Annotated in this window: 11 protein-coding genes and 1 pseudogene; 1 reads left to right on the top strand and 11 read right to left on the bottom strand. The window is 36.4% G+C overall.

Annotated elements, in window-relative coordinates; all coding sequences use genetic code 11:
• Positions 1 to 39 precede the first annotated feature (39 nt).
• From wbaP to E7B10_RS08785, 11 genes and pseudogenes are all read right to left on the bottom strand, one after another.
• On the bottom strand, positions 40 to 1479 hold the full coding sequence (gene wbaP / locus E7B10_RS08830; RefSeq protein WP_316055589.1) for an undecaprenyl-phosphate galactose phosphotransferase WbaP: 1440 nt from the start codon (positions 1477 to 1479) through the stop codon (positions 40 to 42).
• Positions 1480 to 1730: 251 nt separating this feature from the next.
• The gene (locus E7B10_RS08825) at positions 1731 to 2909 is read right to left on the bottom strand and encodes an O-antigen ligase family protein (RefSeq protein WP_315308113.1); all 1179 of its coding nucleotides are present in this window, start codon (positions 2907 to 2909) and stop codon (positions 1731 to 1733) included.
• Between the two features lie 49 nt (positions 2910 to 2958).
• Positions 2959 to 4179, bottom strand: coding sequence for a glycosyltransferase (locus E7B10_RS08820; protein ID WP_316055588.1), 1221 nt, complete (start codon positions 4177 to 4179; stop codon positions 2959 to 2961).
• Positions 4180 to 4188: 9 nt separating this feature from the next.
• Complete coding sequence (locus E7B10_RS08815; RefSeq protein WP_123138263.1) at positions 4189 to 5127, bottom strand: DUF535 family protein; 939 nt, start codon at positions 5125 to 5127, stop codon at positions 4189 to 4191.
• A gap of 13 nt (positions 5128 to 5140) precedes the next feature.
• Positions 5141 to 5221, bottom strand: a pseudogene (locus E7B10_RS09590) (glycosyltransferase family 2 protein); the annotation flags it as partial.
• 36 nt (positions 5222 to 5257) lie between these two features.
• A complete protein-coding gene (locus tag E7B10_RS08810; RefSeq protein ID WP_123138262.1) occupies positions 5258 to 7282 on the bottom strand; it encodes an LTA synthase family protein in 2025 nt (674 codons plus the stop codon).
• Between the two features lie 66 nt (positions 7283 to 7348).
• The gene (locus E7B10_RS08805; RefSeq protein WP_123138261.1) at positions 7349 to 8104 is read right to left on the bottom strand and encodes a glycosyltransferase family 2 protein; all 756 of its coding nucleotides are present in this window, start codon (positions 8102 to 8104) and stop codon (positions 7349 to 7351) included.
• 66 nt (positions 8105 to 8170) lie between these two features.
• Positions 8171 to 8929, bottom strand: a complete 759-nt coding sequence (locus E7B10_RS08800; RefSeq protein WP_165851644.1) for a glycosyltransferase family 25 protein — start codon at positions 8927 to 8929, stop codon at positions 8171 to 8173.
• A gap of 73 nt (positions 8930 to 9002) precedes the next feature.
• Positions 9003 to 11036, bottom strand: a complete 2034-nt coding sequence (locus E7B10_RS08795; RefSeq protein ID WP_316055587.1) for an LTA synthase family protein — start codon at positions 11034 to 11036, stop codon at positions 9003 to 9005.
• A 345-nt stretch (positions 11037 to 11381) separates the two neighbouring features.
• A complete protein-coding gene (locus tag E7B10_RS08790; protein ID WP_316055586.1) occupies positions 11382 to 12560 on the bottom strand; it encodes a transcriptional regulator in 1179 nt (392 codons plus the stop codon).
• A gap of 457 nt (positions 12561 to 13017) precedes the next feature.
• The gene (locus E7B10_RS08785; RefSeq protein ID WP_118091643.1) at positions 13018 to 13617 is read right to left on the bottom strand and encodes a class I SAM-dependent methyltransferase; all 600 of its coding nucleotides are present in this window, start codon (positions 13615 to 13617) and stop codon (positions 13018 to 13020) included.
• A gap of 254 nt (positions 13618 to 13871) precedes the next feature.
• On the opposite strand from E7B10_RS08785, the gene E7B10_RS08780 reads away from it, so the two are divergent.
• Positions 13872 to 15074: hemolysin family protein (locus tag E7B10_RS08780; protein WP_316055585.1), on the top strand; the 1203-nt coding region annotated here is incomplete at its 3' end.

The raw sequence follows: 15074 nt of genomic DNA, 5'->3' as shown, positions 1-15074 counted from the left end.
TGACTTCCTATGAGGTACATGGTTATGGTAAAAGCTTAATTAATAAGCACCTTTAGACTTCACCACAGCCAATACTGTTTTTAATAAGTACACTATATCAATCCATACAGACCAATTATGCACATACCAAGAATCCATGAGAACTCGTTCTTCATAGGTGGTATCACTACGACCACTTACCTGCCAAACACCAGTAATTCCTGGTGGTACAAGGTAAAAGTCATTAATATAATCGCCGTATTTTACAATTTCATCTCGAACAATAGGTCTTGGCCCTACGAGGCTCATATCTCCAACGAGAACATTCCATAACTGTGGCAATTCATCAAGACTTGTTTTTCGAAGGAATTTTCCGATTCTTGTAACCCGAGGATCATCCTTTAATTTAAAATCTCGTTCCCATTCTTCACGAGCAGCTGGATTATCTTTTAGATATTGCTCCAAAGCCTCTTGTGCATTTGGCACCATGGATCGGAATTTATAGCAAGAAAATGATTTCCCACCTTGACCAACACGTTTATGTCCAAATACGATAGGTCCTGGAGAGTCCAAGTAAATCAATATAGCAATGATAGCGAGAATTGGTAAAATCAAAATGCCACCACATACAGTAGCTACGATATCAAAAATACGTTTAAAAATACGATTAGACTTGCGCGCTAGGTTATTTTGTACACGCAATATGACGGCTTGTTCTTCCATCATGCCACGAGCACTGATATTACTAGTAGGTAAACCAAATAATTCAGGTACAAATGCTACTCGTTTTACTAATACTTGTAATCGATTAATTAAGGATACTAATTTTTTAGACTCGAGTCCGGGAGCACAAATAAGCACTGTTTGAACTCCTGTATCTTTAATAACGCTTTCTACATCTTTAAAGGCCCCAAGGCATGGGTATTCTTTAGCGATGGATGATGATTTAGGATTATCATCTACATAACCAATAATCTTATAGGTAGTAATTGGCATGCGATCTAAAGCCCTCTTTACAAGTTCTGCAGTCTTCCCCGCCCCAACGAGAAGGATTGGAATTGTTAAATATCCTGTTTTTGAAAGTATTTTTCCTACAATAAAACGCTCACTAAAGATAAATACGAGCATACATATATAAGCAAAGGCAACAAATAAACGAGACACATCATTAATTACATGGCCCGTGTACATTAGAACAATCGATACGACAACCCCTATGGTAATGCTACGAAATAAATTTTTCATCGTATCCCAATAAGGTGTTACCACAGAATAAGCATTATTAAGCAACAATATAGTTAAAAATACAATAGGCACAATACCATATACGTAAATTTCTTCTACCTTAAAATTTGAACTTACCGGTAAAATTGATAAGTTTAAACGCAAATAATAGGCTGCTAATGTTCCCAAAACAATAGCTATATAATCTGCTATAAGCACTATGAGCTTACTAATAAATAACTTTTTATTATTGTTATTACAGATGGAACTATTCATACTAATACCCCAAATTATAAGAAAAGGTTGTTTTCTCAATCTCAAAATATTAAGAAAACAACCTCTCTATCATACGAATACAATGTACCAATATTTACATATATTGTATCATATTTAAATATGTAAAACTATAAAAAAACATAGATTTCACCTATCTTTTATGTAGTTATTTATTCTTTAAGTCTATTTGAATCCTACTTAATTGTCTATTAAATGGTAGTTAAATACTTTCCAATACAGATATACGATTCTCAATTATCCCGCAATTGAAGCATCGTAGCTAACATAAAATACATAATGCGCATTCCTGATGAATTATCTAAAGTATACTCCACTTGGCCAAATACAAATACATAACAAATAACAGCAATCATAGCACAGAGACTATAAGGATCTCGTTTCTTAAACCAAACCACAAAATTATCAACAACAATAGATCCATAAAAGATGAGAACCCCTAATAAACCTAAAAGGCCTACCTCACCAAGAAGTTGAATAAAATTATTGTGTGCATGATATAAATGTTGATTTTCCGTTGGTAATCGATAGGATGCTTCATATATAGTACGCCATTGACCTATACCTACACCTGTCACAGGATGGTCTTTAAACATATTAATAGACGATGTCCATACATCAAAGCGGCCTAGGTTAGAACCATCTGTAGTCGTATTCGTAATGGACTCAAACCTAGCTACATATTGTGGTTGTGTACTAAATCCCCATACAACTCCACCTAATGCAGCAAGAACAACGACTACATAAATGAATCGTTTTAGTATATATGGTAAGGATACGATAGGCACCATAATCATACTAAAAAGCCAGGAACCTCTACTTTGATTGCCATACATACCAAAGCCAACACAACCTAATGCCCATAAAGCGGATGCTTTCACATAGTTAGGAAAGGCCGAATCTAATAAAATAACGCAAAAAATAGGCCCTAGCATAACCATGAGGCCTGCTATGGTCAACACGCTACTACCAAATCCCCATCCTCTATCGGTCATTCCTGAAACATGTTGATAAAAGGCTACTAAATTATCGATACCAAAATCCACAAAAAACACGGCAAGCATCGTAAATAATGTTTTCTTATCACGAATACACAGGGCGATAACGAAAAATACAGGAATCCTCCACAACCAAACATTGATAAATTCAGGTAATCCTACAGCTATATTGTTTGTTAATACTGCGGAAGGCAATAACAATAACAACATTAGAGCAAATGTTTTACTATATTTTTTGACATAGGACGGAACATATAGATCATGCCTATGTTTCCAAATATAGAAAATACTTAACAAAATAGCAATAACATAAAATACTTGACCAGCTGCCATGGATAGCCTTGTAAAGCATGCCATCAACGTAATCATAATGGCAATCCATGATTCTAATCTTACACTTGATAATACCCCCATATTAATTCTCCCTTACAACATATAAACTACAAACCTTACATAATACCCCTTATACATGTATGATGGATTTAATTAATGCACGGTGACTGTAGTCCTCATTTGCATCTATTAACCCCTGATTATATTGCTCTTTATGATGCTGTAAATTCTCTACAAACTCTTGAATCCCCTGTCTGATGGAATGTGCATCATCTAAATTTAAAAATTCCCCAATAGAATACTGTTCTAATACCTCTGGATTGATCTCTGGAGATATAAGAACAGGCTTGTGAAAGCCAATAGCAGTGAACAACATAGCCGCCCAGTGATAGCGATATCGCTCTGCTCCATACGGCAATAATAAAGCATCTACACTCAATAAGGCTGTATCCCAGTCTTTTCCAATCAGACTGGCATGGATGAACTTAATATTATTATACTGGCTATATTTCTTGATGATAGACTCAAATAAAGCCCCATCTTCAGGTTTTACCGTTGCCCCTTGAACGACGAGTTGTACCGAATCATCATAATTCAGCGATACAAAGGCATCTATAAAGCGCTCAATGTTTTTCTCTTTTCTAAATTGACCAAAGAAACCTAATTTTATCGGTTTATTTGCTGATATAGAGGTTTCCAAATTAGTACCTATACAAGTTGTAGAATTCGGAACTTTTTGGTCTTGTATATTAACATTACCTTGTGTATCACTATTCTTTTGTTCTCCACTCAATTCACTCGATGGCAAGAATACAGGAGGCAAGATTTTACGAACTCTTGGTAAATCAGAGCGCAACATATCATCGCGCAAAGAGATAACATCGAGGTACACGTTTTTATATGCATTAGCACGATGAGCTTGCTTAATAAAGCGATCCATTTCGCCCTTCCCAATACCATGGAAGATAACATGTACTGCTGCCTTACTGTCCTTTAATGGCGTGTCTAACAAAGCTTTAATATAACGGTATGTCCCTGTGGGAATGATTAAAGCATCTATATTATGTTCTTTAATTTTTTCTGCTGCTGATGTGAACCAACTGCGACGACGGCGTTCTCGCAAAATGGATAAAAATAGCTTCTTCCATTTAGATGCCCCCGCATAGGTCACTACTTCTCCCCCTCCTATGTACACTATATCTACTCCATAGTCTACTTTGAAAGGAAAGTTCTCCGGCACAAATAATACTGGTTCATGACCTTGACGCTTCAGTTCATTGATGAGGATGCGATCAAACTCCACCTCATGACCAGCAGGCATGACAATACTTTCTAAAATTGCTACGCGCATAGCACACCTCTAGGCCTTTACGTACGGTTTTATGTTTTCTTGAATTATAGTTTCATACTCATCTAAAAGAGCATAGCGATTACGATATTGGCTACGTTTTTGTGATTTAATCTCTTCCATAGGTTTGCGTTCTTCTTCAAGAGGAATAGTAAAGTAATTTGGATCGGATTCCAATACTGTACCCCCAATATCCTCCCACAAGGTATCTAATACGGCCACCTTTGATTTATTACCACGCACCATATGTGAATTTGCATAAAAGCCTTCATCAGATACGGCAAGTATGGATTCTACTCGCGCAGCACGAGCGATTTCACGAATCAAGAAGGTAATAAAGTTCTTCGGACGGTAACCATACATCTTTTTCGTAATCTTCTTAGCTCGATCAAGACCATCTTTATAACCTTGAATAGTACCGATAACAAGAGTTCTCTCTCCATTAGGGCCTTTAGCAAAGCGAATATTTGCATGGTATACGCCCTTATCTTCGAGCAAGAGCATAACTGTCAAGAAACCTTCCTTACGTTGTCCCGGCTCGTAATATAGATGAGCAGACATATTGAGCTCATCGGAACTCCAAAAGGTAATACCCCGTTTTTTATCGAAATAATCAAACTCCGCTTCGTCTACATACATGAGCTGAATCGCTTTATCCGTAAACACCTCTTGTAATATGGTGAAATGCTGACGAAGAGCTTCCAAACGCCATTGTGGCGTAGAGTTTTTAATCAAAAACATACGACTCATCAATTCATAGAGACTAGGATGTTTTTCCAACAGCTTTGGATCTGGAGTATAAGATTTAAAGAAGTTTTCAAATTCCGTAACCGTTGAGTCATGAAGACAAGAGCGCATTGTATGTAAGAAGGTTCGTCTCGTTTCACGCCATGTGCGCTTGCCATATATAGTACGGCCTATATGCCAATGTTTTCCAAAATTGCCTAACATAATGCTCCCTCTATTACAATTTGCCCTTGGATTTTAGTAAATAGTAAAACTTTACGTATTTAGTCATCGTATAGAAATATTGATTAAAACATAATTGCTTATTACTGAATAAAAATATTATAAACAATACTTATTGGTATTTAACTTTATTTTCATAATAATTAATATACCACATAGTTAATAATGTCCAGTCTCGCGCATCGTCCCCATGATTATCAATAGGGCGAATTGGCTCAACCGGTTTATAGGATGGTATGTTGCTTTCACCATAATCCATACGAACATCGCCCATCATATGAGGCGTAATCCATTGATATGGTGTAACTAATGTATCTGGCTGTTCATCAAACAAGGACGGTACGATGGAATAATATTCGAAACCCTTTGGTGCAATGGCTTCAATAATGGTAGGCATGAGGCTCATATGCGTGCCAATTGGCGCCGTAATCGTATCCTTGGTGAAAGCAGGATGTTGCAACAATCCTACAGTACAGAATGTATCGCGCAAGGTATAATCTCGTTGAATTAAGGATGTATTATTCAAAGAGCCAAATAGATTAGAATGGTCACCAGTGACAACAAATAAACTATCAGGAAAAGCCTCTTTCATAGCATTTACAAAGTTAAATATCGCCTTATCACTATAGCGATAGGTAGCCAATTCCTTATTGCGTTTCTTGTTAGATTTTAAATCATCTCCAAGATTTGGCATAACCTTCTCAGGATCATAATCTAATAGGGAATCTTCCATTTTATAAGGACCATGATTGGATGTAGTATAAATAAAATGGAATGTAGGATGTTCTAAAGATTTGATTTCTTGTTCTATATGTTCTAAAAATACATGATCATAGACGCCTACCCAAGTTTTAGGTGCATCAGGGCCACAGAAAACAGAAGCACTTTCCACACGGTCAAATCCTTGGGCATTACCGAAGTGATTAAAATTACCGTACGAAGCATTACCACCATACCAATAAATCGTATCATAGCCTAATCGCTTCATTTGAGATGCCAAAGAAGTCGGCAATGGTTCATGCCAGAAGGCTTCCCGTTCATTGATTTCCGTACCCGCATCATAGACACCAGATAACATACTCACAATAGATGGGCGAGATACATTACCGGCAGGTAAAAAATTAGGTACTTGCACCGTATGAGGATTATCTTTAAAATCCCATAAACCAGAGCATATATTGAGATCCTTATAAGGTTCATCAAGAGACCACTGAGGGATACTTTCACCAACAATAAAGAAAATATGTTGTGGTCTATCAATACGAGGGCCTGATGCAACGCGCTTGAATGCATGAAGCGGTGTATTCAAATCCTGCCAAGAATCTTTATAATCCTTAGGAACAATACGGTGAATCGCGTCATCAATGTCCTCAGCAGATGCCGTATATTCATCACGAAGTGGATGTTTTAGCACAGTTTCTAAGGCACATAGATCTGGTACTGTAGCACGAGCAAAGAATATATCCTCTTTTACTACTGTAGGAATCGTATCCCATTCTGGTTTATCATCATGAGATAAGGTTCCACCATAGCGGAACCAATAAAACCCCAAAACGGAGGCAGCCACAAGCCCTATATTCCAAGCTACAATAGACCAAGTTTCTTCCATAGTTGGATAGGGTATAGATGGCAAGGATAAGAAGAAATCTCCCATATACCAGGATATAAATATCATAGGAATCAATCCTAAAATGACGAGAATTCCTCGATCTTGATTAAAAAATACATCAATCAAATTATGTTTCTCTGCATGATTTCCATAATGAACCATATAGTTATACGTATCATGGAAATGCTTATAAAAAATCATTTTTCCTGCAAAAGCTGCGTAAAGTATACAGGAATAAATAGTTAATCCCACTAACCGTACAGCATCTTCTATTTGGTGATACCCATCAAATAATAATGCAGGGAGTGTCACCAATACTAAGGGTAGTAAGAATACATAAGCATCAAAATCCATCCCCCACCAAAAGCCATAACGCAATGAACCCACTACAGATTTCCAGCGTCCCTTCCATGTAGGGTAAGGATTATACACAATCATGAATATGATTCGAAAGATGGTGCTTAATATAGGAGCCCAAAGCATTAGTTTTATATTTTGTTGTAGGGATAGAAAAAACTGTTCACTCATTCATACTTCCATATCTACTTCAAGAACAATAATTCCCCATAGCAATCTACTATACTAAATTACTGATTATAATTGCCCATTAGATTTGTTTAAATAATATAATTTTACATATTTCGTCATGGTGTACATCATATGGTAGATAGATAATAGAAAACCTATTTTTCCATCTAATATGCCACCTTGCAAAATATATATCTTAAAAAATGCCCATGTTGGACGCAATATAATATCCCCTAAAAAACTACAAGATTTCCCTTGTTCCTTGTACTTATTGGCCGCTGCTGTAGTGTATTTATTGAACTTTTCAAAGAACTGATGCCAGTTATCATAAGTGTAATGATACAATTTACCTTCTAATGTAACTTGTGGATAAGGACTAATAAAAGTCTCATGGACTGCCCCCTCCACTGTAGCCCCTTCACGAGGCATTAATCTCAAAACCTTATCAGGTCTTACTACGCCATGAGTAGCTGGATTGTGATAGAATAAATTATATCTTCGTAGCCAATAGGCCTTTGGCTCTCCTTTAATAGATTCTTGGATTGATTTTGCTAATTGAGGAGATACACGCTCATCCGAGTCTATAAATAGAATCCATTCACAATGTGCTTGAGATATACCAAATCTCCGTTGTTGTGACCAATCTCCATTCAGAGGATGTGGTATAACTTTAGCCCCCAAGTTAGTAGCAAGAGGTACCGTTTGATCTGTACTTCCATCATCAATAATTAATATTTCATCAGCAAATTGAATACTTTTAATACAATCTACAATATGTTTTTCTTCATTTCTGGCTAAAATGATTACAGATAAAGATGGCATTATTTTACATTCCTATTTTAAAAATAATATCTTAGCTAAATAAGCTATATAATTTAAAATAAAAAATTAATAATCTAATGATTCAAAAGGTTTATATATAGCTTTATTTAATCTTCTAAATTGGCTAATAAGTTTACCTTTTAAAGGTAGCTGATTATATAGCTCTTTATATGCTTTATCTTTTTTAGATTTTCGATCTGATTTCCATATTTTTTCTACAGATGACGGAGCTAAATCCTCACTAAGTTGTAATATTAAATCTTTATCAAGACAATATAATTTACATGCATTTAACCAATAATAAAATTTAAATGCATCTATTTCAAATTTTACAGGGGTTTGTAATTTTTTAATATTTTCAGCTGCTGTTCTATTAATCATATATCCATGAGTACAAAATGCATTTCGTGTTGAATATAAATTTATATTTTCTCTCACACTTCCTATACGTTTATGATGATAGATACTCTTTTGTAAAACTACTAAACGAGGTTCATTTGTTTCTTCTAAAAATTCTTTTATTTTTAATAATGAATCATAATTAAAATACTTTGTAAAATAAATATCATCTTCACAAATCATAATACTTTTTTCATCAGATTTAAGAAATACATCATATACACCACAATGACTTAATGCGCAGCCAATTTCACTGGGTGATAAAAAAGTATCTTTTATAGATTTTGCATCTAATTCCTCTTTAGACATCTTATTAGCCATAATGGCATCAAAAAATCTAAATGCTATATTTTTTTTATTAAATTCATTTATAACATTTTGTCTACGTACTACATTATTTTTATCTGATATTACAACGATATTCATTTTTCTCCCCATTATACTTAAAGTTATAATTACATTTTATAATACAATCTAATTCCTAAATTATTTAAGTTCCTTATTGAATACTATCCCCATGTTTAATACGCCACGCCGCAAGTTCACGCATGTTTTTAATCATATCCCCATAGGATTGAGGCATGCTCGCACTTTGTTCTAACACTTTGCCACTTTTATCAAGATATAGTCTATGATTAAAAACGAATTTCTCTTGTGTAAACAAGCTGGGCACCATGGCTTCATAAGTTTGACCAGGGTGTCCCACAAGTTCTGCCAATGTTGGAATAATTTGAATGCTCATGCCGAACGCATTAGGCGCAAGCCAATCTTTATGAATGCCGCGACCATAAAAAATAATAGGAATAGTAGATGCCACATTAGGACCTACTTCACGAGCAAAGTTAAAGCGTTCACTATGGTCACCTGTAATGACGAAGAGTGCAGACGGATCTGCTGTTTCTTCGCGAGCAATAAAATTGCCCATTACGTGGTCTGCGTACCAAATATGGCCCATTTCGTTCAATTGCTTATCGTTTTCTTCGATAGAATCTGGCAAATGCCCTTTTACCTTATTCACATCGTAGCCTTCCTTACCCACATTGATGCTATACGGTGGATGATTAGAAGTGGTCATGATAACATTGAGAATTTTTTCCCCTCTATGTTGATCCATGTAGGCAGAAATAGCTTTAAATAAATCTTTATCGCCTACACCCCAAGCGTTGCCGTCTTCGCTTGGCATTTCTGAAGCATCGTGGAATTCATCGAAGCCTTGAGATAAAGCAAAGTTCTTAACGTTTTGCCAAGTACTAAAGCCACCATACCAGAATACAGTCTTGTAGCCTAGCTTTTTCATAACAGGACCAATACCTAAACCATAAGGCTCTTTGAAACTTTCACCTTCATAGTTAGGATATAACCCTGTGTCAGGCATACCCGTCAACAAACCATTGATGGCCGGCATCGTGCCTGTACCTTGCGCGATGGCTAGCTGCGTGCTCATCGCTTGAGGACTAGCAGCGTATTTACGACCTTGTTCAACGAGGTACGCACCAGGCTCGTTATATTCAGCGAGGAACGGCCACAAGCCATAGGATTCTCCAAGAACGAGGTTTATGGACTGTGGTTGCTCCGCTAATCGCTGTGTTGTAATGGTTCTGGTGAAAGAACCGTCAAAATTAGTGCCATTAAACTTACCGCCAACGGCAGTGATTTTTTCGTTTAGCTCTTGAGGCGTTAAGTTAATAACCTCAAGCTCAGCCGTCCGTTTAGCAATGCTTTTAACACGATAGAGAGCCTGCACATCGTCGAGAATATTTTCATTCAACAGATTGGAGCTGAGGCGAGCCGCACTTTCCCAGTTGATGGAGTTCGTATAGCTGAAAGCACCGCCAAATCTAAAGAATAGACCTATTACACCGATAGCGACAGTTAATCCAATGCCCGTCATCCATTGCGTTTTCTTCGTTTTAGGATACCAAGTAGTACAAAGTCGTTGATGATCTGCAAAATCACTATTTCTTACATTATCCGCATCATCACAATTCCTTAGATCAACAGCGTAGTCACTATATTTCTTGGCCCCCCACGCTAGGAAACGAACTAGAAAATAGCAAAGCGCTGCGCTCAATACAACGGCCCCTATGATGTACATGAGGGCATTATATTCATTGATAGCGGTATTTACAATGGCGCCGATATCATCGTTTTTACCGTTGATGAGCATCGCATTGTAGGAAGAGTTAAATATCTTGTAGAACGGAATGCGTCCCAAAAACAGGAAGGTCAACAATATAGTCGCAATGGAGTAGAGGACCTGTTTAACGCGCAAGGACGGCCATTTTGGCACAAAGGTATGTACCAACGTCCCCCCTAAAAAGCCTAGTAAACACAAAGAACCGACGGTCTTGAGACTCAATCTAAATCCTAGCCACAAGGATGTAAGGATATTCTCCATCGTCACGGAAGCTAGTTGTGATTGAAATACTGCAAGAAACACGATTCTAAATGCAGTCAACAGAACAGAGAAAAAGATAAATACCTTAATCTCTGTTCGTATGCCTTCAAATAATCGCTGCCATCGGTTCATCATTAACCCCTAACTGTTGAATCTTATAACCAAATTGTTAATTCACTAATCCAACTATATTGTTACAAATGTAACAAAACTACATAACTATACTGCCTAAATGAGTAATAAAATTTATAAACTACATATATATGCTACATATATGCTACGTAATATACTACATATATTCTACGTAATATTCTACTAATTACATAACTATCAATTATTTCGGATATTTCTTACATTTAGGACCTTTACATCGTTTGCATTTACCGCATCCACGGTCGATAGTCTCAGCACCTGCTGATTTCTTTGCACTAGCACTCTCCTTGACCATCTTTTCAGAGGCCTTACTATTCCATACGGAAACTATCGATTCTGCTTTTTTGCGGATTCATCCTTTTTGGATTTTTTATCCTTTTTCTTGTCTTTCTTCTTATCTTTTTTCTTGAAAGTATCAGCTAAAAAGACTGTTTTTAACTTATCATTTAAAACTTTAAGCTTCTTTTCAGCCTTGTCTTTCTTTTTCTTTAACTTTTCTTCGTCTTTAGAGCGTTTTTCTTCCTTAGACTTCTTGTGTTTTTTCTCTTTTTTATCTTCTTTATACTTTTTATCTTTCTTAGATTTTTTGTCGTCCTTGGACTTTTTGTCTTCTTTGGATTTCTTATCCTCTTTAGATGTTTTATCTTCCTTGGATTTTTTATCGTCCTTAGATTTCTTATCTTCAGAACCGTTAATACGCGCCCATTCATCGTCAACGCGTTTCAATTTCTTTTTAAGAAGCTTCTCCATCTTCTTATTTGTTTTATCGGACTCTAAACCGGCTTTACCAAATAATAAAGCATTCACCGCCGTGTATGGATCGATAGAGGACATATCCTCATCATCCACGTTAGCTGCCTCTAATTTCTTATCTTTTGAAAGTTCTTCAAGACCATCTACATCTATCGCTTCATCTTCATCTAAATGATGAATTGCTAAACTTTCAACGCCTTCTAATGGTTTTACATCAAGGTGCTCAATCGCAGTATCTTCAAAATCCGCCATTTCCTTACCAGAGCTTTCACCAAAACCAGTAAAGAGACCACCTATAGATTTTAATTCATTCAATTTAATATGATTCATGCCCACCGTAGAATCATGATGCACAGGAAAATCAGATAATTGTACCTGTTCCATAGCATATGCATCATCATTATAACTAGCGCCCTTGCCAAGTTCAGATGTATTAGAAATAACGATATCTTCCTTATCGTCGCCTAACACATCACCAAATAAATCTTCTTCTAAAGATTCGTAAGAATGCAATAAGGCCATACGTTTTTGAACATCTTCAATTTGATTCCACAAATCAACGAGAGAAGATGTATAGTACACCCGTTCTTTTACCTCTAAATACGCTTGGTAAACGATAGATAATTCGGTTTCATTAAGGCCTTCCTCTGCACCAATTTCTTCAATCATTTGTTGAATCTGTTGATCTCGGTCATATCGTTTAATTAACGCCTTACGAATGCGTTTAATCAACATTGTATCGATGAGTTCCATATGCACCTCCTATATTCAATACACTCAGTCCTACCCGCTACATTAGCGTATACGAATCAATGTATAGAATCATAAAAATGAATTGATTTAATAATCTCTAATATATTATTATAGCAGAATTTATCTGCTTTTTCCTTAATAATATGTGTAAAAGTTCCTTAAAAATAGAATAAAACCTCAATTTAAATACGTCCCTAATAGTATGCATTTCATACTACTAAAACACTATTCAAATCGAGGTTATTTAATCAAATTTATATACATCATATTCATATATAAACTTACTATATTAAAGTCTGATATTTATTTGTTACATCAATATAATATGTATTGCATCAATCTAATATGTATTGCATCCATCGGATTTTTAACTATTACATCAAAATATATCTAATTGTTACATAAATGTCTTTAAAGGTCTTAAATTATTTTATTATAAAAGTCTTAAATTACTGCACTAAAACAAGTTAACTGAATAGACGAGAATTCGTTCCTTTGTATCGCTTCCTTCAAAGAGGTCACTACAATCAATAGGTTCCTCTTGTTCCAAGCGCACATGGTTATTTAAAAAGTTCTCCACCTCTTCATTAACATAGTAGAAAAATAACTTAATCTCCCGAGGATTATGATATAGCGAATCAAAAATATTTCCTAATACCCGCTTAATCGTATGGAGTGCAAAGGGATTAAAGAAAAAGCATCGATCAGCCTGATCTGGCAATTCATACAGCGCTGCATCACCTAGTACAAAGCTTACACGATTACGAGTTGCCGGGCTTTCACCATTAATTAAAGCCTTTTCATAGAGCCGTTCATCGTATTCGATGCCTATAGAATGGCAGCCCGTTTGGTAAGCCATGAAAATACTCACTCGGCCCTTGCCACTACCATAATCGATGAGCGTATTTTTCTTGCGAATATGACCACTATTTGCTAAACGCTCCAGCACGCAATAATCCGTCGGCTCGTACGGATGATGCTCCGTATCGGAACGACTATCATCGCGACCAGAGGTTTTAATTTGTAATACACTTTCCCACTCTTGCTCTGTTGCCATCTATATAATCCTATTATGAAGCCTAAATTATATGACCTAATACTGATATTAATCTTAATTTCTATACATACTATACCCTTATTAGGGTACTATTTACTAGTCCAGTAACACCTATAGTATATAACAAAAGCATCCACATCGGGTGCTTTTGTTATATGAAACACTTATTAATGTCGATATGGTATACTAGGAGTAATATTTCTATTATTCTCATGTGCAGAATTATATGTCATTAAAAAGGAGTATCTACTTACATGGACAGTGATCTGACCTTAGATTTTATCATTATCATCGTGTTAATCATTGCAAATGGTTTATTCTCCATGACGGAGTTAGCCATTGTAAATGCGAAAAAACGTAAACTTGAAGAGTTAGCAGAATCAGGCAATGAACGCGCGAAAACAGCCTTTGAATTATCAGAGAACCCAAATGAAATGTTCTCTACCATTCAAATCGGCATCACCCTCGTAGGTATTTTAACTGGTTTGTATTCTGGTGCCACCTTCTCTAGTCCATTAGAAGAAATTTTAGTATCAAATATTCCAAGCATCGAACCATACGCAGCCTCTGTGAGCTCCTTCATTATCGTTTCCATCATCACCTATTTATCCCTCGTTATCGGCGAACTCGTGCCTAAACGCTTGGCCTTAAATAGCCCTGAAAGCATTGCCGTTGTAGTAGCAAAACCAATTTACTGGCTATCTGTGGCGTTAAAACCAATCGTTAGCTTCCTCGGCGTTTCCACAGAATTCCTCTTAAAAATGCTAGGCGTTACTGTAAAAGAAGAAGCACCTGTTACAGAGTCTGAAATCAACAAGATGCTCACCGAAGGCGTTGCCATGGGTGCTTACGAAGAGGAAGAACCTATCCTCGTAGAAAATATCTTCCATCTTGCAGATATGAACGCAGGTGATATAATGACACCTCGTACACAGCTCAAATGGATTGATCTTAACGGCACGGAAGACGAAATCATGGAGGTTCTCAAGAATGCCAACCATTACCGCATTCCTGTAGGTACCGATTCCTTAGATGAATTAAAGGGTCTCGTTACCGTATCCGATGTATTAGTTCAAATTATGCAACGTCCTAGTGAAAGTTCCATTCACGATATCATCAAAGCTTGTTTGAAAGAACCTGTTCTCGTTCCTGAATCCATTTCACTCATGAAATTATTGAACGTTCTACGTACAGAAGGCGTTCACGAAGCAATTATCCTCGACGAATATGGTGGTTTTACTGGCCTTGTCACCTTGCATGACATCATGGAGGAAATTGTAGGTCTGATGCCTTCTGGTGAGGAAGAAATCAAGGAAGAAGAAAACAAGATCATCGAACGCGATGGAGCATGGCTCGTAGATGGCCTTCTCAACGTAGATGAATTTAAAGAATTCTTTCACATCGATCAAGAATTACCAGGTGAAGAAGACGATTTGTACAAAACTATGGGCGGTCTC

It is taken from the genome of Veillonella sp., from assembly GCF_032470285.1.
In the GTDB taxonomy this organism is placed as follows: domain Bacteria; phylum Bacillota; class Negativicutes; order Veillonellales; family Veillonellaceae; genus Veillonella.
This window is presented reverse-complemented; position numbering and strand designations above follow the sequence as displayed.